At 63.0% G+C, this 21,785-nt stretch carries 16 protein-coding genes; 4 read left to right on the top strand and 12 right to left on the bottom strand.

The genetic code is table 11. The annotated features are described in order from the left end of the window. Positions 1 to 341: 341 nt before the first annotated feature. The 8 genes from VD811_12740 to VD811_12705 form a co-directional block, all read right to left on the bottom strand. Complete coding sequence (locus tag VD811_12740) at positions 342 to 851, bottom strand: rubrerythrin family protein (protein HXV21846.1); 510 nt, start codon at positions 849 to 851, stop codon at positions 342 to 344. A gap of 97 nt (positions 852 to 948) precedes the next feature. Further along, a complete protein-coding gene (locus VD811_12735; protein ID HXV21845.1) occupies positions 949 to 1,605 on the bottom strand; it encodes a TrkA family potassium uptake protein in 657 nt (218 codons plus the stop codon). Between the two features lie 31 nt (positions 1,606 to 1,636). Beyond that, a complete protein-coding gene (locus VD811_12730) occupies positions 1,637 to 3,004 on the bottom strand; it encodes a TrkH family potassium uptake protein (protein HXV21844.1) in 1,368 nt (455 codons plus the stop codon). A gap of 178 nt (positions 3,005 to 3,182) precedes the next feature. Further along, entirely contained in the window at positions 3,183 to 3,587 is a 405-nt protein-coding gene (locus tag VD811_12725) for a PEGA domain-containing protein (protein HXV21843.1), read from the bottom strand. A 317-nt stretch (positions 3,588 to 3,904) separates the two neighbouring features. Then, positions 3,905 to 6,721 (bottom strand): excinuclease ABC subunit UvrA, encoded by a 2,817-nt coding sequence (gene uvrA, locus VD811_12720; GenBank protein HXV21842.1) that lies wholly within the window; start codon positions 6,719 to 6,721, stop codon positions 3,905 to 3,907. Positions 6,722 to 6,846: 125 nt separating this feature from the next. Continuing rightward, complete coding sequence (gene pdxA, locus VD811_12715) at positions 6,847 to 7,848, bottom strand: 4-hydroxythreonine-4-phosphate dehydrogenase PdxA (protein ID HXV21841.1); 1,002 nt, start codon at positions 7,846 to 7,848, stop codon at positions 6,847 to 6,849. Between the two features lie 278 nt (positions 7,849 to 8,126). Further along, entirely contained in the window at positions 8,127 to 8,327 is a 201-nt protein-coding gene (locus VD811_12710; protein HXV21840.1) for a cold-shock protein, read from the bottom strand. Between the two features lie 290 nt (positions 8,328 to 8,617). After that, positions 8,618 to 9,013 carry a hypothetical protein gene (locus tag VD811_12705; GenBank protein HXV21839.1) on the bottom strand — a complete coding sequence of 132 codons (396 nt, stop codon included), beginning with the start codon at positions 9,011 to 9,013 and terminating at the stop codon, positions 8,618 to 8,620. Positions 9,014 to 9,508: 495 nt separating this feature from the next. Here VD811_12705 and pgaA point away from each other — a divergent pair, with 495 nt between their 5' ends. From pgaA to pgaD, 4 genes are read left to right on the top strand one after another with little or no spacing between them, the layout of a single operon-like run. Continuing rightward, positions 9,509 to 11,905, top strand: a complete 2,397-nt coding sequence (gene pgaA, locus VD811_12700) for a poly-beta-1,6 N-acetyl-D-glucosamine export porin PgaA (protein HXV21838.1) — start codon at positions 9,509 to 9,511, stop codon at positions 11,903 to 11,905. Then, a complete protein-coding gene (gene pgaB / locus VD811_12695) occupies positions 11,906 to 13,822 on the top strand; it encodes a poly-beta-1,6-N-acetyl-D-glucosamine N-deacetylase PgaB (GenBank protein HXV21837.1) in 1,917 nt (638 codons plus the stop codon). A 2-nt stretch (positions 13,823 to 13,824) separates the two neighbouring features. Next, complete coding sequence (pgaC, locus tag VD811_12690; GenBank protein HXV21836.1) at positions 13,825 to 15,114, top strand: poly-beta-1,6-N-acetyl-D-glucosamine synthase; 1,290 nt, start codon at positions 13,825 to 13,827, stop codon at positions 15,112 to 15,114. Further along, positions 15,111 to 15,551 (top strand): poly-beta-1,6-N-acetyl-D-glucosamine biosynthesis protein PgaD, encoded by a 441-nt coding sequence (pgaD, locus tag VD811_12685; protein HXV21835.1) that lies wholly within the window; start codon positions 15,111 to 15,113, stop codon positions 15,549 to 15,551. The genes pgaC and pgaD overlap by 4 nt, the downstream gene beginning before the upstream one ends. Before the next feature lie 110 nt (positions 15,552 to 15,661). On the opposite strand, the gene VD811_12680 is transcribed toward pgaD, so the two are convergent. The 4 genes from VD811_12680 to nadA form a co-directional block, all read right to left on the bottom strand. Then, positions 15,662 to 16,615 carry a peptidyl-prolyl cis-trans isomerase gene (locus VD811_12680; protein ID HXV21834.1) on the bottom strand — a complete coding sequence of 318 codons (954 nt, stop codon included), beginning with the start codon at positions 16,613 to 16,615 and terminating at the stop codon, positions 15,662 to 15,664. 60 nt (positions 16,616 to 16,675) lie between these two features. Next, a complete protein-coding gene (locus VD811_12675) occupies positions 16,676 to 17,608 on the bottom strand; it encodes a peptidyl-prolyl cis-trans isomerase (GenBank protein HXV21833.1) in 933 nt (310 codons plus the stop codon). Positions 17,609 to 17,689: 81 nt separating this feature from the next. Next, positions 17,690 to 21,184, bottom strand: coding sequence for a transcription-repair coupling factor (mfd, locus tag VD811_12670; GenBank protein HXV21832.1), 3,495 nt, complete (start codon positions 21,182 to 21,184; stop codon positions 17,690 to 17,692). A 233-nt stretch (positions 21,185 to 21,417) separates the two neighbouring features. Next, a partial coding sequence (gene nadA / locus VD811_12665; GenBank protein HXV21831.1) for a quinolinate synthase NadA occupies positions 21,418 to 21,785 on the bottom strand: 368 nt, incomplete at its 5' end.

Raw genomic sequence — 21,785 nt, 5'->3', positions numbered from 1 at the left:
TCTTTTTGCACTTGGGACACAGGCGGTACATCTTGCGCTTTTCGACGTATTCGGCGAGCAGAAGTCCGCAGCGGGGGCACTCTTCGGCGTCCCGCTTGCGGATCTCCGCTCCGCAATTCGGCTGGGGGCAGTTGAATATCGTTCCGCAACCGCTGCAACGGTATTTTCCCTTTTTCATTTCCTTGCAAACCGGGCACTTGTCCATGGGCAACCTCGTTCTGTCCATTTGTGGTTCGGGTAGAAAGTTTCTCATGCCTGGCAACCAGGCGCGGGGTTTTGTGCCGGCAGAAAAAAAAGCCGGACCCCAGGGGCCCGGCCGGGGAACTGGGATTTAGGCGATGTCAGTCGACTTTCCGAAAGGCTGTCTGGGCGGCGCCGCAGACCTCGCAGGGCCCCTGGGGTGCCCCCTCGATGGTATTGCCGCAGACCTGGCAGACGTAGTAATCAACCGCCTCGTTTTTTCCGAGGCTCTCGAGGGCCTTGCGGTAAAGATCCGCATGCACCTTTTCCACGGCGTTGGCGAAGGTAAAACTGCGCAGGGCGACGTCAAACCCTTCGCTGGTCGCCTCCCGGATCATCTGCGGATACATCTCGGTAAACTCGTGGGTCTCGCCGCCGATCGCCTCGCGCAGGTTGGCCTCGGTGGAGCCGATGCCTGCGAGCGCCCGCAGGTGGGCGTGGGCGTGCACCGTCTCCGCCTCGGCCGCCGCCCGGAAGAGCTTGGCGACCTGCGGATGCCCTTCGGTCTCGGCCTTTTTGGCGAAAGCGAGATATTTGCGGTTGGCCTGGGATTCCCCGGCGAAGGCCTCCTGAAGGTTTTTTTCGGTCTTGCTGCTGCGCAAATCGGACATGAACTCTCCTCCCTGATTTTGAATCCGGCTCAACCGGCAACGTGCCTCCCAGTTTAGCGGTACCGTCCGGAAAGTCAACAGCCGAGGGGCCATCGACTCACTTCTTGCGGCAGGCCCTCTCCACGTCCTCCGACTTGCCGATGAAGATCAGCAGGTCGCTGTCCTTGATGATGTAGGTCGGCGGCGGCACGGCGATAAAAACGTCGGCTATAACGTCCTTGATGCCGATGATGTTGACGTTGTATTTTCGCCGCAGGTCGAGCTCGATCAGGGTCTTGCCGAGGAAATGGGCGGGTGGCCCGACCTCGGTGATCGAATAGTCCTCGGCGAGCGGGATGTATTCGAGCACGTTGGGGCTCGCCAGACCGCGGGCGGTGCGGATGGCCATGTCCTTCTCGGGAAAGATGATGTCGGTGGCCCCGATCTTCTCCAGGATGCGTCCGTGGTCCTCGTCCAGCGCCTTGACCAGGATGCGCGGCACTTTCAGTTCCTTGAGGTAGAGGGTGATGAGCGTCGAGAGGTGGGAGCGCTCGCCGGTGGAGACGACCACCGCATCCATTTCCCCGATTCCCTGCCCGGAAAGGAACTCCTTGTTCGCCGCATCCCCCTGAATGGCATAGGAGGAATACTCCTGAACCCGCTGCACCTTCTCCCGGTCCTGGTCGACGGCCACCACCTCGTGCCCCCCCTCGTAGAGGGTTCTGGCCACGTGGAAGCCGAAATTGCCGAGGCCGATAACACAGTAACGTCCCATGGAAACTTCTCCCCTGCCAATCGTGATCGGCTCAGCCGATCATGATGTTTTCTTCCGAATAGCGCACCGCGTCGCGGCGGGCACGCTTGACGATGGTGAAGGCCATGGTGAGCAGGCCCACCCGGCCGACGAACATCAGCACGATGACGACGATTTTCCCCAGCGGCACCAGTTGGGCGGTGGCGCCGAGGGAGAGACCGACGGTGGCGAAGGCGGAAACCGCCTCGAAGGCGAAGTCCATCAACGCTCCCCGATTACCGGCGAAAGCCTGTCCCTGCCCCTGCACGGCCAGCAGGGCGAAGGTGGCGGCGCCGAGAAAGAGGGTGGCGAGCATCACCAGGGTCAGGGTTTTGGTCGCCGCCTCGTCGGGGATGGTCCGGCGAAAGACATTGGTGTGCGGATTTCCCTTGAGTCGGCTGTGCAGGATCGCCACGAAGAGGGCGAGGCTGGTGGTCTTGATGCCGCCGCCGGAAGAGCCGGGGGAGGCGCCGACGAACATCAGGAACATCATCAGGAAGAGGGTCGGCACTCCGAAGAGGTTGAGATCGATGGTGTTGAAGCCGGCGGTGCGGGCGGTGACCGACTGGAACAGTGCCGTCCATATCCCCTCGCCGACCCCCCGGCCGGTGAGAGAAGCGCCGGCCTCCAGCAGGCCGATGAGAACGGCGCCGCCGGCGATGAGCAGGCCGGTGGTCAGGAGCACCAGGCGCGTGTGGAGAGAGAGCCGGCGGCGCTTGCGCCCCCGGCGCAGCAGGTCGAGCAGCTCCTTCATCACCAGAAAGCCAATGCCGCCGAGGATGATCAGCCCCATGATCGTCAGATTGACCAGCGGGTGATCGCGGTAACCGATGAGACTGTCGGCGAACAGGGCGAAGCCGGCGTTGCAGAAGGCCGAAACCGAATGGAACAGGGCGAAGTAGAGCCCCCTGGCCAGGCCGAGGTCGGGAACGAAGGCGAAGGCGAGCAGCAGCGCTCCCGCCCCTTCGATGATCACCGTCAGGAAAAAGATGGCGCGGATCAGCTCCTTCATCGATTCGACCGGCGTGTGCAGGAGGGTTTCCTGGATGATCCAGCGGCCGCGCATGCCGACGCCGAGACGCAGGTAGAAGAAGAGGTAGACGGAGAAGGTGGTGATCCCCAGGCCGCCGACCTGGATGAGGGCCAGCACCACCAGTTGGCCGAAGAGCGTAAGCTTGCTGCCGGTATCCACTACAATCAGGCCAGTGACGCACTGAGCCGAGGTGGCGGTGAAGAGCGCATCGAGAAAGGAGAGCGGCGAACCATGGGCCGCCACCGGAAGGGAAAGCAGCATCGCGCCCAGCAGAATGGCGGCGGCATAGTAGAGGATCAGCGCCTGGCCGGGAGGGATGTTTTTCAGCTTCTTGACGAACGGCTTCATGCAATGTCCCCTGATTTTTGCCGATGCTAATCCCGGCGTGTTCCCAAATCAAGGGAAAAGCACTATCCAGAAGGCCGCAGAGGGTTGCGAACGGCGGCGGCCGGATGACCGCCGTTGGTAACAAAAAAGGGCAGGCCCTGTGGCCTGCCCCGTCCTGCCGGTAGCTGTCTGCGAAAACCTAGAAGGGCCGACCGTTGTCCGTTTCCCCCGCCTTGGCGGTATAGGTAGGGGCGGCCTTCTTCATCACGAAGGCGTAGCTGTCCTTGAGCTTCTTGGTAAACAGGGTCCCCAGCCACAGCGGACTCCAGACCACACCGGCCGCCAGCCAGGTGTTGCGGGCCTCCCGATCCACCTCGTCGGCCTTGACGCTGTGCCGTATCTTTTCGTAACCCTCTTTTTCGATGGTCACCTCGTAATCGCTTCCGCTGCTGAGCTTGTAATCATACTGGCAAGGGGTGACACCAACGGCCTGGCCGTCGATGAAAACAGTCGCTCCGGACGGTTCGGAAAGAAATGCGGCCTGGTGGGCGCAGGCGCTGGTGAACAGGGTCAGCAGCAGGGCGGCAACGATTTTTTTGAACATCGGCAACTTCTCCAGAGAGACGGCTTTTCGCTGAGTACGCCAGGATGTTTTGCAAGCCATATGCCGATTGCCGCTTTTTTCGTTGCGCGGCAAGCCTTCCCCTCCGGCCGCCCGGGCACAACTCCCTGCAATCATTCAAGCCGTCGGTTTTTCCGCTGAATTCTTTGTGTATCAGAGTTGCCGCGCTACGAAAAACTGCCGTTGGCAGCCGCCCGCCGGATGACCCGGCAGCCGGCGATATCACCGGCTGCAGCGCACAAAAGGGCCACGGCACCGGGTAAAAATTACTGTTTTTCGCTGGTCTTCCAGAGCGGAGCTTAGAGGTCAAGATAGGGACGCAGGTAGCGTCCCGTGTGAGAGCGGCTGCAGCGGGCCACCTCTTCGGGGGTGCCGCAGGCGACGATTTCGCCGCCCAGGGTCCCCCCTTCGGGCCCGAGATCGATTACGTAATCGGCCATCTTGATGACGTCGAGGTTGTGTTCGATGATGACCACCGTGTTCCCCGTCTCCACCAACTGCTGCAGGACGTCGAGGAGTTTCTGGATGTCGGCGAAGTGCAGGCCGGTGGTCGGCTCGTCGAGGATGTAGATGGTGCGCCCGGTGGCCCGCTTGCCGAGCTCCCTGGCGAGCTTGACCCGCTGCGCCTCGCCGCCGGAGAGGGTGGTGGCACTCTGGCCGAGCTTGATGTAGCCGAGGCCGACGTCGCGCAAGGTCTCCAGCTTCCCCTTGAGCCGCGGGATGTTCTCAAGAAAGCGGGCCGCCTGGTTGACCGTCATGTCGAGCACCTCGGCGATGCTCTTCCCCTTGTACTTGACCTCGAGGGTCTCGCGGTTGTAGCGGGCTCCCTTGCAGACCTCGCAGGTCACGAAGACGTCGGGCAGGAAATGCATCTCAATCTTGATGATGCCGTCCCCCTGGCAGGCCTCGCAGCGACCCCCCTTGACGTTGAAGGAAAACCGACCCGGCTTGTAGCCGCGGACCTTCGCTTCGGCGAGCTGGGCGAAGAGGTCGCGGACCTCGGTGAAGATGCCGGTGTAGGTGGCGGGGTTGGAACGCGGCGTGCGGCCGATGGGGGACTGGTCGATGTCAATGACCTTGTCGAGGAACTCCAGGCCGAGCAGCTCGTCGACCTTGCCGGCCTTCTCCCTGGCGCGGTAGAGGTGCTGGGCCAGGGCGCGGAAGAGGGTGTCGATGACCAGGGTTGACTTGCCCGAACCCGACACCCCGGTGACGCAGGTCATCACCCCCAGCGGAATGCGCGCCTCGACCCCCTTGAGGTTGTTCTCCCGCGCCCCGCGGATGGTCAGGAAGCGTTCGCTCGTGCGCCGCTCTTTCGGCAGCGGAATGACGAGGGCCCCGGAGAGGTACTGGCCGGTCAGCGAGGCAGGATTGGCGAGAATCTCCTGCGGCGTCCCCTGGGCCACCACCTCGCCGCCGTGCACCCCCGCTCCCGGCCCCATGTCGATCACATGGTCGGCCTCGAGGATTGTCTCCTCGTCGTGCTCCACCACCAGCACCGTGTTGCCAAGGTCGCGCAGTCGCTTGAGGGTTTCCAGCAGCCGCCGGTTGTCCCGCTGGTGCAGGCCGATGGAGGGCTCGTCGAGAATGTAGAGAACCCCGACCAGCGAGGAGCCGACCTGGGTGGCGAGACGGATGCGCTGTCCCTCGCCGCCGGAGAGGGTCCCGGCTGTGCGGTCGAGGGAGAGGTAGTCAAGGCCGACGTGGGAGAGAAAGGAGAGGCGCTCGCGGATCTCTTTGAGCACGCGCCGGGCGATCTCCGCCTCCTTCGCCGGCAGCTCTAAAGTCTCAAAAAACGCCTGCGCCTCGGCGATGGAAAAGGCGGTAACCTCGCGGATGCTCCTGGCGCCGACCCGCACGAAGAGCGACTCGCGCCGCAGGCGCGCCCCTTCACAGGTGGGGCAGGGCATGACATTCATGAAGCGCTCGAGGTTCTCCCGCACCGTTTCCGAGTCAGTCTCCCGGAACCGCCGCTCGAGGTTGGGAATCACTCCCTCGAAGGGCTTCTCGTAGAAGTGCCGGCGCCCCCCTTGATCGAAGAAGAAACGCACCGGCTCCTCGCCCGAGCCGTGCAGCAGAACCTTGCGGACTTTTTCCGGCAGCCGGCCGAAAGGGGTATGGATGTCGAAACCGAAGTGGTCGGAGAGGGCCTCGACCAGCTGGAAATAGTAGCCGCCGCCGGCCTTGGTCTCCCAGGGGACGATTGCCCCCTCGCGCAGGGAGAGGGCAGGGTTGGGCACAACCTGCTCGGGGTCGAAGTACATGCGGGTGCCCAGCCCCGAGCAGTCGGGGCAGGCGCCGTAGGGGTTGTTGAAGGAGAACATGCGCGGGGTGATCTCGGGGTAGGAGACGCCGCACTCGATGCAGGCGTGCTGCTCCGAGAAGAGCTGGCTCGTCCCGCCGGGCTCCTCCACCCGGACGATGCCGTCGGCGAGCTTGAGCGCCGTCTCCAGCGAGTCGGCCAGCCGGCTCTGGATACCGTCCTTGACCACCACGCGGTCAACCACTACCTCGATGGTGTGCTTTTTGTTCTTGTCGAGAACGGGCGTCTCGGCCAGCTCGTACAGCTCGCCGTCAATGCGCACCCGGACGAATCCGTCGGCCTGCAGCTGCTTGAGTTCCTTGCGGTATTCCCCCTTGCGGCCGCGGACGATGGGGGCCAGCAACAGGAGTTTGGTTTTCTCCGGCATGGCCAGGATCCGGTCGACCATCTGCTCCACCGTCTGCGAGGCGATTTCGCGGCCGCACTGGTGGCAGTGCACCCGGCCGACGCGGGCGAAGAGCAGACGCAGATAATCGTAGATCTCGGTGACGGTACCGACTGTCGAGCGGGGGTTCTTCGAGGTTGTTTTCTGCTCGATGGAAATGGCCGGCGAGAGACCCTCGATGCTCTCTACATCCGGCTTCTCCATCTGCTCGAGAAACTGGCGGGCGTAAGCGGAAAGGGACTCGACGTAGCGCCGCTGACCCTCGGCGTAGAGGGTGTCAAAAGCCAGGGTCGATTTCCCCGAGCCGGAAACCCCGGTGATCACTACCAGCTTCTCGCGGGGGATCTCGACGTCGATGCACTTCAGGTTGTGCTCGCAGGCACCTTTGATGATGATCTTGTCAGGCATGAAGCAAAATCCAATGATTTGCCACAGAGAACACAGAGGTCCCAGAGAAAATCAGAAACCGCTCTCTTGGTTTAACACCCAAAACCCGTGAAGGGTTTTCTCGGTGTCCTCGGTGACCACTGTGGCTAGATGTGTTTGGCCATGTCTTCAGCCATGCGGATCGCCGCAACCAGGCTTTTTTCGCTCGCCAGGCCGGTGCCGGCGATGTCGTAGGCGGTGCCATGATCGACGCTGGTGCGCACGATGGGCAGCCCGAGGGTGACATTGACCCCGTCGTCGAAGTGCAGCAGTTTGAGGGGAATCAGTCCTTGGTCGTGATACATGCAGATGACCGCGTCGCAGGCCCCCTGAGCCGCAAAGTGAAAGAGCGTATCGGCGCTGTGCGGGCCGGTGGCGGCGATCCCCTCGGCCTGGGCGGCGGCGATGGCCGGGCGGATGAGCCGCTCCTCCTCGTCGCCGAAATGCCCCCCCTCGCCGGCATGCGGGTTGAGGGCAAGGACGGCAAGGCGCGGCAGGGTCATGCCGAAAAAGCGACGGAAGACGGCGTCGGTGATGCGGACGGTCGTCAGAATCGCCTCGGTGGTGAGGGCTTGCGGCACTTCACGCAGCGCCAGATGGGTAGTGACCAGGCAGACCTTCAGCCGTTCCCCGGCGAGCATCATCACCACGTGCTCCGTCCCGCAGCGCCGCGCCAGCAGTTCGGTGTGCCCGGGGAAGTTGTAGCCGGCGGCCTTGATGGCCGCCTTGTTGATCGGCGCCGTCACCATCGCCGCCGCTTCCCCGGCCAGGCAGCGATCGCAGGCCCACTCGATATATTCGGCCATCGCCCGGCCGCAGGCATCATCGGGCCTGCCGTAGCCCAGCCGCTCCACCGGCAGTTCGGTTAGGGCCGCCAGGTCAAGATGGCGACTGCCAATCTGCAGGCGAAGGGTGCCCGGCCCTGCGCCGGGATGCAGCTCCGACCCGACGTTGAAAACGCCCGCCGCCCGCCGCAGCACGCCGGCATCCCCCGCCACGAGCAGTGGTCGGGAGAGGCCGTCGAGCCCCCCGCTGAGCAGTGCCTTGACAATGATTTCGGGTCCCACGCCGGTGGGGTCCCCCAGGGTGATGACAATCGGCCGTTGCACCATTTTCTCCAGCAATGCAAAGAATTATCTTAACTTATCCGGTCGGAATCTGGCAACCGCAATCGCCGACGCTGCAATTGCCGGCTCGCCAGGTCGCTTCCATCCAACGGGACAAGGAACGCAGCGGTCAGGAATCCTGTTGGTGCCCAGATATAAGCCATCGACAGGCACTGAGCAAGCGTGTGGCCAAAAAGCCGGGGGAAGGGTAGGGGACAGGAAAAGGGAGAGGGCAGGCGAAACACCTGCCCTCTCCCTTTTCCGAGCTGTGGATGTACGGCTCAGATCTTGCGCACGTTGCTGGCCTGGGGGCCCTTTTGTCCTTGGGTGACGTCGAACTCGACCCGGTCCCCCTCGACCAGGCTTTTGAATCCCTCGCCGGTGATGGCCGAGAAGTGCACGAACACGTCGGGCCCACTTTCCTGCTCAATGAAACCGAAACCCTTGGCGTCATTGAACCACTTGACCGTACCTTTTGCCATTTGCTTTTCTCCTTGTTTTTCTGTTCCCCGCGGAACGCTCGTTGTGCAAGGACGGTGCGGGTCAATAAAGAACCAAACACCTTACTGCCCTCCGCTGTGTGCGTTTTCTTTCGTTTCCGGACGGCCCATCCGCCGGCTACTGAAAAATCAGCACAAACTTGCACTTTCTAAATTCTTTAACACAGGCTTCCACGGATGCAAGGAAGAAACTCCGGGCATTTTACCGGAACTTTGGTCGCACTTCTATTCTCTCAACACCTCAAGCGACTTCCCCCTCTCCGCAGGCCCGCTTACCAGTGATGACGATGCCCGAATGCGTGGTCATTGAAGCAGAACAAAACTCCCCTGTCCCTCACGCAGAAGGAGACGCCGAAACCGGGATGGAAATGACGGTGCGTGCGGAAATGGCCGAAGTGCCCGCCGAAATGATGACGGTGGAAGTGCGACTTGAAGTGGTGCTGGTGGCGATGGCCGCCGTGGAAGAACCGGTCATGACCGTGGCCCCGGTGCCCACCGCGCAGGAACCTGTCGTGACCGTGGCCACCGTGTCCGCTCTTCGCCAGAAGAACCACTCCTTCCGGGGAAGTCCCACCGGCATCATGGAGAGTCACCACTGCCGGCCGGAAACCAGTTTCATCGGTCCACGCTGCTGCCGACACCGTGAAGAGCAGGCCCGCCAGCAACATAGTCAATATCGTCGCGAAGAGCCGCATAATTCTCTCCTTTTTTCTTTTATTATAGTCCCGGAAGACAAACTGGCGCCACACCCGGCCATCGCGAACACTTTTCGCCCTGGCAATTCAGGCAAAACTTCGCGACGTCCACGGCAGCCCGGGCCTTCCAACAGTTTTTTCAACTTTTTCAACTCCTGCCCCAGCAATACTGCCCCCCTCCGGCAGCCTTCCCAAACGACAACTGGTCGGGCATTCGAAATAGTCGAGGAGCGTCAGTGCGGTCGGGGTCAACTCCAAATTACCGTTTTTTCTGCAGCAGGACACAAACAGCTGTTTTTGTTGGACATTTATTTTTTTAAGCCTATACTCTGGTTTAGTTTTTCCTTAATGGCCTTGTGTATGGAATTAGCAACGCTTTCGTGGGTGCTTATGTCGCGACGCCTCTACCGTCAACAAAAATCCTGGTCATTCTGCCCTCTCGGAAAGGCGTTGCTGAGCAGTGCCGTTTTGACTGTTCTCGGCCTTGGCCTGGTCAGCCCTGGCTGGGCCCAGCCTGCCGGTCCCGACCAGGCCATTGAAATGGCCCGCAACGGGCGCACCGTCGAAGCGCTCAAGGTTCTCGAAGAACTGTACGCCAGAGACCCGCACAACCAGACCGTGTTTCACGACTATCTGACGGTCCTCAGTTGGGCGGGGCAGGACGACCGGGTCGCCGAACTGGCACCTCTACTGTCACCTCAGGCGGGACCGGGGTACGCTCTCGAGGCGGCGGCCCAATCCGCACGTCGTCGCGGCGACTATCTGCAGGCAGAATACCTCTACCGGCGCGGTTTGCAGCGTTTCCCAAACGATCTCGACTTTCCCAATGGGCTGGTGCTGACCCTGGCCGATGCAGGTCAGGGGCAGGCCGCCGCTGAACTGGCCAGCCAATTCGAGCAGAGCTATCCGGGGGAGCCGTCCCTGCTGATGGCCAAGGGCTACGCCCAGGAAGCCGGCGGAGATTTTTTCGCCGCCTTGCAGACCTACAATCATCTCGTGGCCAGAGACCCGGGCAGCCGGATGGCCCGGGCGCGACAAATCATGGTTCTTGACAGTCTGGGGGCTTCGCATCTGGCCGTTGACCTGGCCCGAGAAAACCCGGATCTGCTGTCGACTGAAGAATGGCAACGTCTCCTCGGCAATCAGGCTGCGTTCGCCGTGCGCTGGGGCGACCTGCCGCCGGATGACGAGACCAGGCGCTTTGCCCAGACCGACCGGGCACTGGCGTTGCTGGAGCGCAACCTGGCGGAGCTTCGCACCCAACCCTCCGCGCGAGTCTTCGAGCAGCGGACCCGCCTGGATCGTCTGGTAGCCCTGCGCAACCGGTTCCAGATGAATACCGTCATCAGCGAATACGAAAGCCTGCCGCAGGAGGGATTGATACCCCCCACCTATGTCCTGTCGGCGGTTGCCGATGCCTATCTGTACCTTCAGCAGCCTGAACAGGCTCGGCTTCTCCACCAGCAGATTCTTGAACGGCAACCGGACGACTTCGATGCGCAGTTGGCCCTGTTCTATACGCTGGTTGAAATGGAGAATTTCGACGCCGCCTATGCCTTGATCGACAGCCTGGACCAGGCCCAGCCGCCCTGGCTGGACACTCGCGGTAGCGACGGCCGCCACCTTTCCCGGCCTAATCCGCAAAAGGTAGCGGCCGCCGCTACCGCCGCCGTGGCGCGCGTCTATGGCGACCAGAACGCCGAAGCGGAGAGGCGCCTCACGGCGTTGCACGCGATGGCACCGGCCAACCTGAGCATCACCCGGGAACTGGCCAACGTCTACGCAGCCCGGGGCTGGCCACGCCGGGCGCAGCAGACCTACGAGCTGGGATTGGGGCTGTCTCGCCGGCACAGGGACCTGCAGACCGGCCTGGCGCAAAGCTATCTGGAGCGCCGGGAATACCGCTTGGCCGAACTGTCGATCAACCGGCTTTTTGCCCTCTACCCGGAGGACCGACAGGTCCAAAGGTTGCAACGTTCATGGGAAATCCACAATATGGGGGAACTGCGGCTGTCGGCCGGCCACCAGGACAACAGCAGCACGACCCAGGGAACCCGGGAGATGCTGTTCGAGGGGGCGCTCTTTTCCGGACCGCTTGCCGAGCATTACCGGATGTTCCTGAGCGGCCGCTATGCCTTCGCCGCCTTCCCCGAGGGAGACGAGATTTATCGGCGCTACGGGATCGGTGTGGAATACCGCCGGCCCGACCTGGAGGCCGTGGCCGAACTGACCTACAACGTCGACGGCGGCGATGAACCCGGCGGCCGGCTGTCGCTCCTCTGGGAGCTCGATGACCACTGGTCGTTTCCGGCGACCATCGAGCTGTTCAGCCGGGATACGCCACTGCGTGCCCTCAAGGATGACGTCACCGCCGACTCGGCCGACCTCGGTGCCACCTACCGGGCGAGCGAACTGCGTCGAGTCAGCCTGAAAGCCCAGGCCATGGATTTCAGTGACGGCAATTTCCGCCGAAGCCTTGCCGCCAGCCTGGAGCAGCGCCTGCTGACCCTGCCCAAATACAAGTTGAGCGGGATTGCCGACCTCTACACCTCGGCGAACAGCCGCAACGACACCATCTACTTCAATCCCGGCCACGACTTTTCGGCGGCGCTGACGTTGGACAACCTGCATCGCCTCTGCCGGCGCTACGACCGGGTCTTCAGCCACCGCCTCGCCCTGACCCTCGGCAACTACTGGCAGAAAAACTTCGCTGATGACTATCTCGCCGGTGCCGCCTACGAACACATCTGGGAAACCGCCGACCGGTTCGAACTGGTTTACGGGTTCAGCCGCTTCCGGCGGGTGTATGATGGCCTGCCTGAGTACCAGAACTACTTCTATACCCGCCTCAACTGGAGATTTTGAATGCGGTGCCTGATCGCAGCGGCAATCTGCCTCCTCCTGCTTGGCCTGCCGGCGCAGGCCCAGGAATTTATAGCGCTCTGCTACCATGATGTCGAGGATAGCGTCGGCGACCCGGAGGGCGACGCTATCACCTCCGGCCGCCTGGTCCAGCATTTCAGCTGGCTGCGCGCCAACGGCTATCAGGTCGTGAGCATCGACGACCTGCTGGCCGCCCAGCGCGGTGAGCGCCCGCTGCCGGACAAGGCGGTCTTGCTCACCTTCGATGACGGCTATGCCAGTTTCTACACCCGGGTCTATCCCCTGCTCAAGGCATTCGGCTATCCGGCCGTGCTGGCCCTGGTCGGCAACTGGCTGGATGCCGCGGATGATGCGCAGGTGAATTACGGCGGCCAATGGGTGCCGCGGCGCAATTTCATGACCTGGACGCAGCTGCGCGAGGTGGCGGCTTCGGGGCTGGTGGAGATCGCCTCGCACAGCTACGACCTGCATCGCGGCATTGTCGCCAACCCGCAGGGCAACCTCGAGCCGGCGCTGACCAGTCGCACCTATGATCCGGAAACCGCCCGCTACGAAGACGACACCGCCCTGCTGGCACGCATCCGCAGCGATCTGACCCGCAACCGCGACCTGCTCGAACGTCGGCTCGGGTCCCGCCCTCGGGTCATGGTCTGGCCGTTCGGGCGCTATCATCGACCCGCCGTCGCCATCGCCCGGGACCTCGGCATGCCGGTGGCCCTGACCCTGGAGAGCGGAACCAGCCGCACGGATGCCCTCGACCGGGTGAGCCGCTATCTGGTGCCGGGCGACCTCAAGCTCGAGGACCTGGTCTGGGCGCTGCACAACCCCGACCAGCAGGACCCCCGTCGCGTGGCCCACATCGATCTGGACTATGTCTACGACCCCGACCCCGTTCAGCAGGAGCTGAATCTCGGTCGCCTGCTCGATCGAATCAAGAACCTGAAGATCAACACGGTTTTCCTCCAGGCCTTCGCTGATCCGGATGGCAACGGCACGGCTGACGCCCTCTACTTCCCGAACCGCAGCCTGCCCGTCCGGGCCGACCTGTTCAACCGCGTAGCCTGGCAACTGAAAACCCGCGCCGGGGTCAATGTCTACGCCTGGATGCCCGTGCTCGGCTTCGACCTGGGCGACGCCGCCATGACGGTGCAGACCCAAGCCGGCGGCGAATCGGAGCCCACGGACTACCGGCGCCTGTCCCCCTTCGCCCCGGAGGCCCGTCGACTCATTCTGGAGATTTACGAAGATCTGGCCCGCCATGCCGAGTTCGAGGGGTTGCTGTTCCACGATGACGGGTACCTCACCGACTTCGAGGATGCCAACCCCGCGGCGCTGGCCTTCTACCGGGACAGCTGGCAACTGCCGGCAGATATCGCTGCCATCCGCAACGATCCCAATTTGATGCGGCGCTGGAGCGAAGCCAAGACGCAGGCCCTGCTGGCATGGACCGGGGAACTGACGGAACGGGCCAGAATCTGGCGGCCCACGGTGAAAACCGCGCGCAACCTGTACGCCGAGACCGCCCTGAACCCGGCCAGCGAATCCTGGTATGCCCAGAGCCTGCAGAAGTCGCTCGAACATTATGACTATGCGGCCATCATGGCCATGCCCTACCTGGAACAGGCGGTGGACCCGGACAACTGGCTGGGCATGCTGGTCGATGCTGTCAAACAGCACCCTGCAGGCCTGCAGAAAACCATCTTCGAGCTACAGACTTTCGACTGGAACCACCCCGGCCTAAGGATCCCGTCGGCCACCCTGGCCCGCCAGATGCAACTACTGCAGAGATCGGGGGCGGTAAATTTCGGCTACTATCCGGATGATTTCATTCGCAACCACCCCCATGATCGTGATCTGCACCGTGCCATGTCGATGCAAACCTATCCCTACAGGCCCTAATCATGACGGAAATTTCTATACTAATCGGGAATTCCCTGCTGAGCTTCGCGTACTATTACCCGCTGTTCATGGCCTACCTGTGGATGATCGGCGCAATCTATTACTACTTTCGCTGGGAACGCCGCCAGAACCGCTGGGACGACCCGCCGAAACTGGACCACTACCCCGCAGTGGCCGTAATCGTACCCTGCTACAACGAAGAAAAAAATATCCGGGAAACTCTCGAGGGGCTGACGCAACTGAACTATCCCGATTACGAAGTGATCGCCGTCAATGACGGCAGCAGCGACCGGACCGGCCATATCCTCGACGAACTGGCCGCGCGGCATGACCGGATCCGGGTCGTTCACCTGACCAACAATCAGGGCAAGGCAATGGCGCTGCGGATGGGAAGCATGCTCAGCAGGGCAGAGTATCTGGTCTGCATCGACGGCGACGCGCTGCTCGACCCGCATGCAGTCACCTGGATGATGCAGCACTTCGTCAACAGTCCGCGAGTCGCCGGCGTCACCGGCAATCCCCGCATCCGGACCCGGTCAACCTTGATTGGCAAAATCCAAGTCGGCGAGTTCTCGGCGATTCTCGGCCTGATCAAGCGCGCGCAGCGAATCTACGGGCGTGTTTTCACCATGTCGGGCGTGGTCTCGGCCTTCCGCAAATCCGCCCTGCACCAGGTTGGCTACTGGAGCCTCGACATGGTTACCGAGGATATCGACATCAGCTGGAAACTGCAGATAAACCATTGGGATATCCGTTACGAACCGCACGCCCTCTGCTGGATTCTAATGCCCGAAACCCTGCGCGGGCTGTGGAAGCAACGTCTGCGTTGGGCGCAAGGCGGCAATGAGGTGTTGCTGCGCTATGCCCGCAAACTGCAGAAGTGGCAGAAGCGCCGGATGTGGCCGGTCTATCTGGAGTATTTCACCAGCATCATCTGGGGCTATGCCATGCTGACCGTGATCCTGCTCTACTTCGCCGGCCTGGTCTTTATCCTGCCTCCCGGTTTCCGGGTCGAGTCGATCATCCCGACCTGGCCGGGGGTCGTGCTCGGCATCACCTGCCTGCTGCAGTTCGCCATCAGTTTTGCGCTTGATACCCGTTACGAAAAGGGCTTGTTCAAATATTACTTCGTCATGATCTGGTATCCGCTCGCCTTCTGGCTTATCAACATGTTCACTGCCGTCGTCGCCCTGCCAAAAGCGATCCTCAAACAGCGCGGCGTACGCGCCCGCTGGAAAACCGAAGACCGCGGCATCCATCCCGAGCCTCGACCCGAACCGAGGGAATCATGAGCCAGCCGATCATCAACCGCCCGGACCTCCAGTCGTTTCAGCAAAAGTATGGCCAGAGCCTGATCACCGTGCTGTTCTGGATTCTCTTCTTCTTCTTCATGCGTCCGCTGATCGGCATGGTTGGCTGGTTTTTCGGCTTGCAGCTTTTTACGGATATCATGCTTGTCAAGGGCGGCTATCATGCCCTGCTACAACTGCTCGGCTGGTATTGCGGCATTATCTTTGTCATGGGAGCCCTGCTGAAATGCTGGTCTCTCTATAACCTGTTCCGCTACGGCCGTCACGAAAAACGGCGTCGGCAACCCGCCGCCGTCACGGTCGAAGAACTGGCGCAGCACTTTCAAGTCGACCCCGGCCACCTCCAGAACTTGCAAAGGGCCAAGCGAGTGATCCTGGAGCACGACGACAGCGGCTGCCTAATCGACGGCCGGAGCTGAGCAATCCGCGCAGCACTTCCCACAGAGCAAAATGCAGGAAGGCCCGCCGGATATTCGGCGGGCCTTCTTCTCGTTCAGCACAAAGGGGCGGGTCCGAGACCCGCCACGACTCAGAGACGAATGTCGATGTAGGCGTTTTTGCGCAGGTCCTGCGCCCACTCCTTGAACCGCGCCTCGGTCTTCTGGTCGGCAATGGCCTTCTGAATTTCGTCCTGGACCGCGTCGAATTGACGGATCTTCCCGGGGCTGCGCTCTTCGACCCTGAGGATGTGGAAACCGTCCGGGGTTTCGATCACTTCCGAAACCTCTCCCTCTTTGAGCCCCTGCACCGCCTTTTCAAAGGCGGCCGTCAGCTCTCCCTCCTTGAAGGTTCCCAGGTCGCCGCCTTCGGCGCTCTGGTCGGCCGTGCTGGCAAGCAGCACGCTGTAGAAATCCTCCCCCTTCCGCAGACGGGCGAGGGCCGCGTCGGCCCTGCTCCGGACCGCCTCGATCTGGACGGCAGTGGCTTTGGCCGGCAGGAGGAAGCTAAGCCGGGCAAGGCGCACGTAGGCAGGTTCGCGGAACTCGTCGATGTGCGCGCGAAAGTAGTCGCGGATCTCCTGGTTGGTCACTTCGACCTTGCTCTGCACCTCGCGCCCCAGCAGCTTGAAGCGCAGGATCTGTTTGGCCAGGTTCTCCCGGTAGGCATCGAAGGTCATCCCCTCCAGCTGCAGGGCCTGGATAAGCTGCTCGCGGGTCAGCTTGTTCTGCTTCTGGACATCCTGAATTGCCGCTTCGACCTCGTCGTCGGCAACCTTCAGGCCTAGTTCGTCGATGCGCTGACGAATCAGTGCCTCTTCGACGAGTTCGGAAAGGACGCTGCGGCGCAGGGCATCCATCTCTCCGGTGGACAGCTGTTGGCCACCGACCTCGGCCCTCAGCCGTTCGGCGACCTTCATGTCAAGCTGGTGGGTAGTGATGAGATCATCGTTGACGACGGCGGCGACCCGGCTGACGGTCTCCGCCCAGACGCTGGAAAACGGCGTCAGGAGGAACATCGCAACGACAACTAACAGGCGCTTCATCGGTTCCATTCCTCGCAAGGGGTTGGGCAAGAGGCTTAAGAAGGACGGAGAGAAGAGATCTTACAGACGCGACCAATCGACTTCGATACTGGCTCGTCCCCGCAAATCCTGCAGCCACTGCTGATAGGCCTGCTCCTCTTTTTCGGCCAGCAGTTTGTCGCGAATTTCGTCGCGTACCGCCGCCAGCGGCAGACGCAGTGCCTCGCGACGCTCCTCGACCAAAAAGAGGTGAAAACCGTACTCGCTCTGAACCAGGCCGCTGAGCCGACCGACCGGCAGGGTGAAGACGATGGCATCGAACTCAGGCGGCATTTCGCCACGGGCGAAAAAACCAAGGTCTCCCCCCTGGTCGGCGTCCGGGGAGAGGGAGCTTTTCCGGGCCACTTCGGCGAAGGACTCGCCCTGGCGAAGCAGGCCGAGGATTCGCTCTCCCTCTTCCTTGCTGGCAACCACGATCTGGCGGGCGCGCACCTGGGCCGGCCGGTCGAATTCGTCGCGGTGTTCCTGGTAGTAGGCATCGATCTCCGATTCGGCTACAGCCACCTTGGTATAGACCGCCTGTCGGACAACTTTTTCCATCAGCAGCCCCTCCTCAAGGTCCAGACGCCAGGCATCGAGGGTAATTCCCTGCTCCTTGAGCATCTGTTCGAAGGCGTCGCCGGGATAGTCGCGACGGTGCTCCCGCAGGGCGGTCTCGGCTTCTTCCGGGGTGACGCTGACCCCCAGCCGGTCGGCTTCGGCCAGAGCCAGTTCGCGGTCGATCACCTGCACCAGGAAGGAGCGCTCGAGGTCGCTTTTTTCCTCGTCAGTGAGCTTCTGATCGGCGGGTAGAGTCTTGGCAAAATTTTTCCTGAACTGCTCGAGGGTCACGGTTCGTCCATCGACCCGGATCAGGGCCGGCGAGGCGGCTTCCCCCTGTTGCTTGCAGGCGGAAAGTAAGCTGAGCAGCATGAAAAGGTAAAGGGGCGGCAGACGGAGGTGGCGTTTGATCATGGACGTTCTCTGGATACCTCTCTGGCCGGCGGTTCGTGAAACGGCCCGCCAAGGGCCTGCAGCCGGCGGCCTGATAGACTACTACAGTCCGAGAAGAGCGTGCAATTCTTTTTTGGCCGCGGCTAGGAGCTCCTCCTCCGGCAGCTTGCCGAGGCGCACCGAAAGCCGGTAGTCCGGGGTAAACCGGTAACGGCCCTGCGGGTCCTCGAGCAATCGCAGGATCTTTTCCGGCGGCACCGGCGTGCCGGCGTGAAAGCCGAAGATCAGCTGCCGGCCGTCGTAATCGGCCAGCTCGACCTTGAGCCGCTTCATCAGCACCCGCAGCTTCATCAACTCGAACAGCAGGATGGCCGGCGACGGAATCTCGCCGTAGCGGTCGCGCAGTTCATCGACGACGGCGTACAGCGTCTCCTCGTCATCGGCCGCAGCCAGCTTTTTGTAAAAGACGAGGCGCTGGTTTGGATCCGGAACGTACTTCTCCGGCAGGAAGGCGGAGAGGCCGAGACGGATCTCCGGGTCGATCTTCTCCTCCCGCGCCAGCCCCTTGAGTTCATGGATCGTCTCCTCGAGCAGTTCGGTGTACATCTCGAAGCCGATGGCGGCGATCTGCCCGGCCTGCCGGCCGCCGAGCAGGTCTCCGGCGCCGCGCAGCTCGAGGTCGTGGCTCGCCACCCGAAAGCCGGCGCCGAGTTCGGTCAGTTCCTGCAGCACCTTGAGCCGTTCGCGTGCCTCGCGGGTCAAGGTTCCTTCGCCGGGGATGAGCAGATAGGCGTAAGCCCGGTGCCGGGAGCGCCCCACCCGGCCGCGCAGCTGGTACAGCTGGGCGAGACCGAAGCAGTCCGCGCGGTTGATAATCATGGTGTTGGCCCGCGGAATGTCGAGGCCACTCTCGATAATGGTGCTGCAGACGAGAACGTTGCTCTTACCCTCGACAAAGGCGAGCATCACCTCTTCAAGGGCCTTCTCCCCCATTTGGCCGTGGCCGACGGCGACCTTCGCCTCGGGAACCAGCGTCTGCACGTACTCGGCCATGGCATCGATCGACTGCACCCGGTTGTGGACGAAAAAGACCTGGCCGCCGCGGTGCAGCTCCCGCCGGATCGCTTCGCGGATGAGCTCCTCGTCGAAGCGGGTGACGTAGGTGCGGATCGCCAGCCGGTCGACCGGCGGAGTGTCGATCACCGAGAGGTCGCGCAGCCCCATCAGGCTCATGTGCAGGGTGCGGGGGATGGGGGTGGCGGTCAGGGTGAGGATATCGACCTCGGCGCGCAGTTTCTTCAGCCGCTCCTTGTGGGTGACGCCGAAGCGCTGCTCCTCGTCAATAATCACCAGACCGAGATTCCTGAAGCGCACGTCACGCTGGAGCAGGCGGTGGGTACCGATGAGGACGTCGATCTTCCCCGCCGCCGTCCGCTCGAGAATGCGCTTCTGCTCGGCGGCGCTGCGGAAGCGCGAGACCATTTCCACCTCGACCGGCGTTCCCTTGAAGCGCTCGCCGAAAGTCTCGCCGTGCTGGCGGGCGAGCACCGTAGTGGGAACCAGCACCGCCACCTGGCGACCGTCGAGGGCCGCCTTGAAGGCGGCGCGGATCGCCACCTCGGTCTTGCCGTAGCCGACGTCGCCGCAGATCAACCGGTCCATCGGCCGCTCCGACTCCATGTCGGCCAGCACGTCGCCGATCGCCGAGAGCTGGTCGGGGGTTTCCTCGTAGGGAAAGGCGGCCTCAAACTCGCGGAAGAGCCGGTCGGGGGGCGAGTAGCGGAATCCCTCGGCCATCTCCCGGCGCGCGTAGATCTTGAGCAGATCGCGGGCCAGCTCTTCGATCGCCGCCCGGGCCTTGACCTTGGCCTTCTCCCAGGCCCCGCCCCCCATCTTGTCGAGACGCGGGATGTGCCCCTCGCTGCCGACATATTTCTGCACCTTCTCGATGCGATCGACCGGCACGTAGAGGCGGTCTTCGCCGGCATACTCGAGGTGCAGGAAATCCCCCTCGACCCTGCCCATCTGCAGGTGCTGCAGCCCTCGGTAGCGGGCGATGCCGTGGTCGGCATGCACCACGTAGTCCCCCTCCTTGAGCTCCGCCAGGGTCGAGAGCAGAGCCTTGGCCCGGGCTGCGGCCAGCCCCCGGCGGCGCACCCGCTGGCCGAAAATCTCCTCTTCGGCGACCACCGCCACCTTTTCGTCGACGAGGCGGAAGCCGGCGGCAAGGTCGCCGAGCACCAGTCGCAGTTCGCCGGGCCGCATACCTCTGGCTGTCGCTGCCGGATCGAAGGGGAGGGCGAGGCCATGCGGTTCGAGCAGATCGCGCAGGCGTTCGGCCTGGCCGCGCTGATGGCAGACGAGCAGCACCTGCCAGCCCTTCTCGCGCCACTGCCTGAGGCGCTCGGCCAGCAGCGCCATGCCGCCCTCCTCCTGGCGCAGGGCGGCGCGGATGTCACCGTTTCCCTCAACGATGAGGCGGTAGAGCTGGCGGTCCTCGCGCAGGCGGAAGACTTCCAGCGCCGAGAACTCGATGGGGGGACGGGCGAAGAGCCGCTCTTCGGCCTCGGCCGAAGTCACGTAGAGTTCGGCCGCCGGCACGTACAGCTCACCCTTGCGCGCGGCGCGCTCCTCCCCCTCGCGAATCTCGGCGGCAAACTGGTCGGCTTCCCGTTCCACGGCGGGCGGGTCGAGAATCACCCAGCGGCCCTTCGGGACGAAGTCGAAGAAGGTGTCGAGAGGTCCGTAATTGAGCGGGAGCAAAAAGGCGCGGCCAGGCGTCAGCAGACCCTCACGCGCTTCCTCGAGCACCGCCTCGCGCTGCGGCCGGGGGATGCCGAGGGTGTCGCAGCGCTCCTTGACAGCGCGGGCGAAGGTCTCCAAGTGCTCCCCGGCCAGCACCATCTCCCGCGCCGGCAGCAGGACCAACTCCTCCAGTTCGAGCTCTTCGGAGCGCTGGCTGGCCGGGTCGAAGGGGCGCATCCGCTCGATGTAGTCACCGAAGAACTCGATGCGCACGGGAAGCGCCCGGGTCGGCGGGTAGACATCGAGGATGTCGCCGCGCAGCGAGAAGGTCCCGCGATCCTCCACCATCGGCACCGGCTGGTAACCGAGCGCCAGCAGCCGCTCGAGCAGCGGCGGCCGCGGGTATTCTTCCTCGACCTGCAGCCGGTCGCAGAGGCCGGCCAGGACCGCGCGCGGAATCACCCGTTGCAGCAGCGCCCGCACCGTCACCACCACCGCCCGCGCCCGCCCCTCGTGCAGGGCGGCCAGGGCAGCCAGGCGCGTCGCTTCGATTTCGGGATGGGGGGCGAGGGGCTCGTAGGGGCGCATCTCCCAGTGCGGGAAGAGGAAGATGTCGCCGGGGTGGCCGTGGTAGAAGGCGAGGTCGGCGGCGAGCTGCTCGGCCTGGCGGCCGTCGGCGGCCAGCACCAGCAAGGTGTCGTCGCTGCCGGCGAGCAGGGCCGAAAGGAGATAAGCGCTGCTCGAACCGAGCAGTCCGAGGACTTCGGCCCGGCTCGGATCGGCCGTCACCCCGCTGACGAAGGAGCGGACGGTGGCGTGGGCGATTTCGGGATGGGCGAGGTCGTTTGCCATGACCATTAATCTACCGTCATATTGCCGAGGAGGCGGCTTCTCTGGAAGTTTGAGTTAACAAAGGCAATTTTAATGCAGAAGCGCAGAGGCACAGAGAGAATTGGAGGAAATCTCTGCGTCCCTGCGCCTATGCGCTGATTGCTTTTCTCGTTCTCCGAGTGGCCCACAGCCCTACCTGGACCGTCCCGGCAAAGAAGACGGTACACGCCCAAGATTGCCGGTTTGCTTCGCCGTCAGTCGCGCGGAACCGCCAGCATCCGGTCGAGGGTTACTTTCGCCCGCTCGCGAATGTCGGCCGGCACGGTAATTTCGGGCCCCATCGTCTGCAGGCATTTCAGCACGTCCTCCAGCGAAGTGAGCTTCATGTTGGGGCAGATCAGCCGCGAAGTCGGCAGGATAAACTCTTTGTCAGGGCTCTCCCGGCGCAGCCGCCAGAGGATTCCCGCCTCGGTACCAACGATGAATTCTTTCGCCGGGCTCTTCCTCGCGTAGTCGTACATGCCGCTGGTGGAGCAGATGTGGTGCGCCAGGGCGAGAATCTCCGGCGGACACTCGGGATGGGCCATGAAGAGGGCGTCAGGGTGCTCGGCCAGTGCCCGCT

This window comes from Desulfuromonadales bacterium (assembly GCA_035620395.1).
GTDB lineage: Bacteria > Desulfobacterota > Desulfuromonadia > Desulfuromonadales > DASPGW01 > DASPGW01.
Note: the sequence above shows the minus strand (reverse complement) of the source record. Positions and strands in the feature narration are given on the sequence as shown.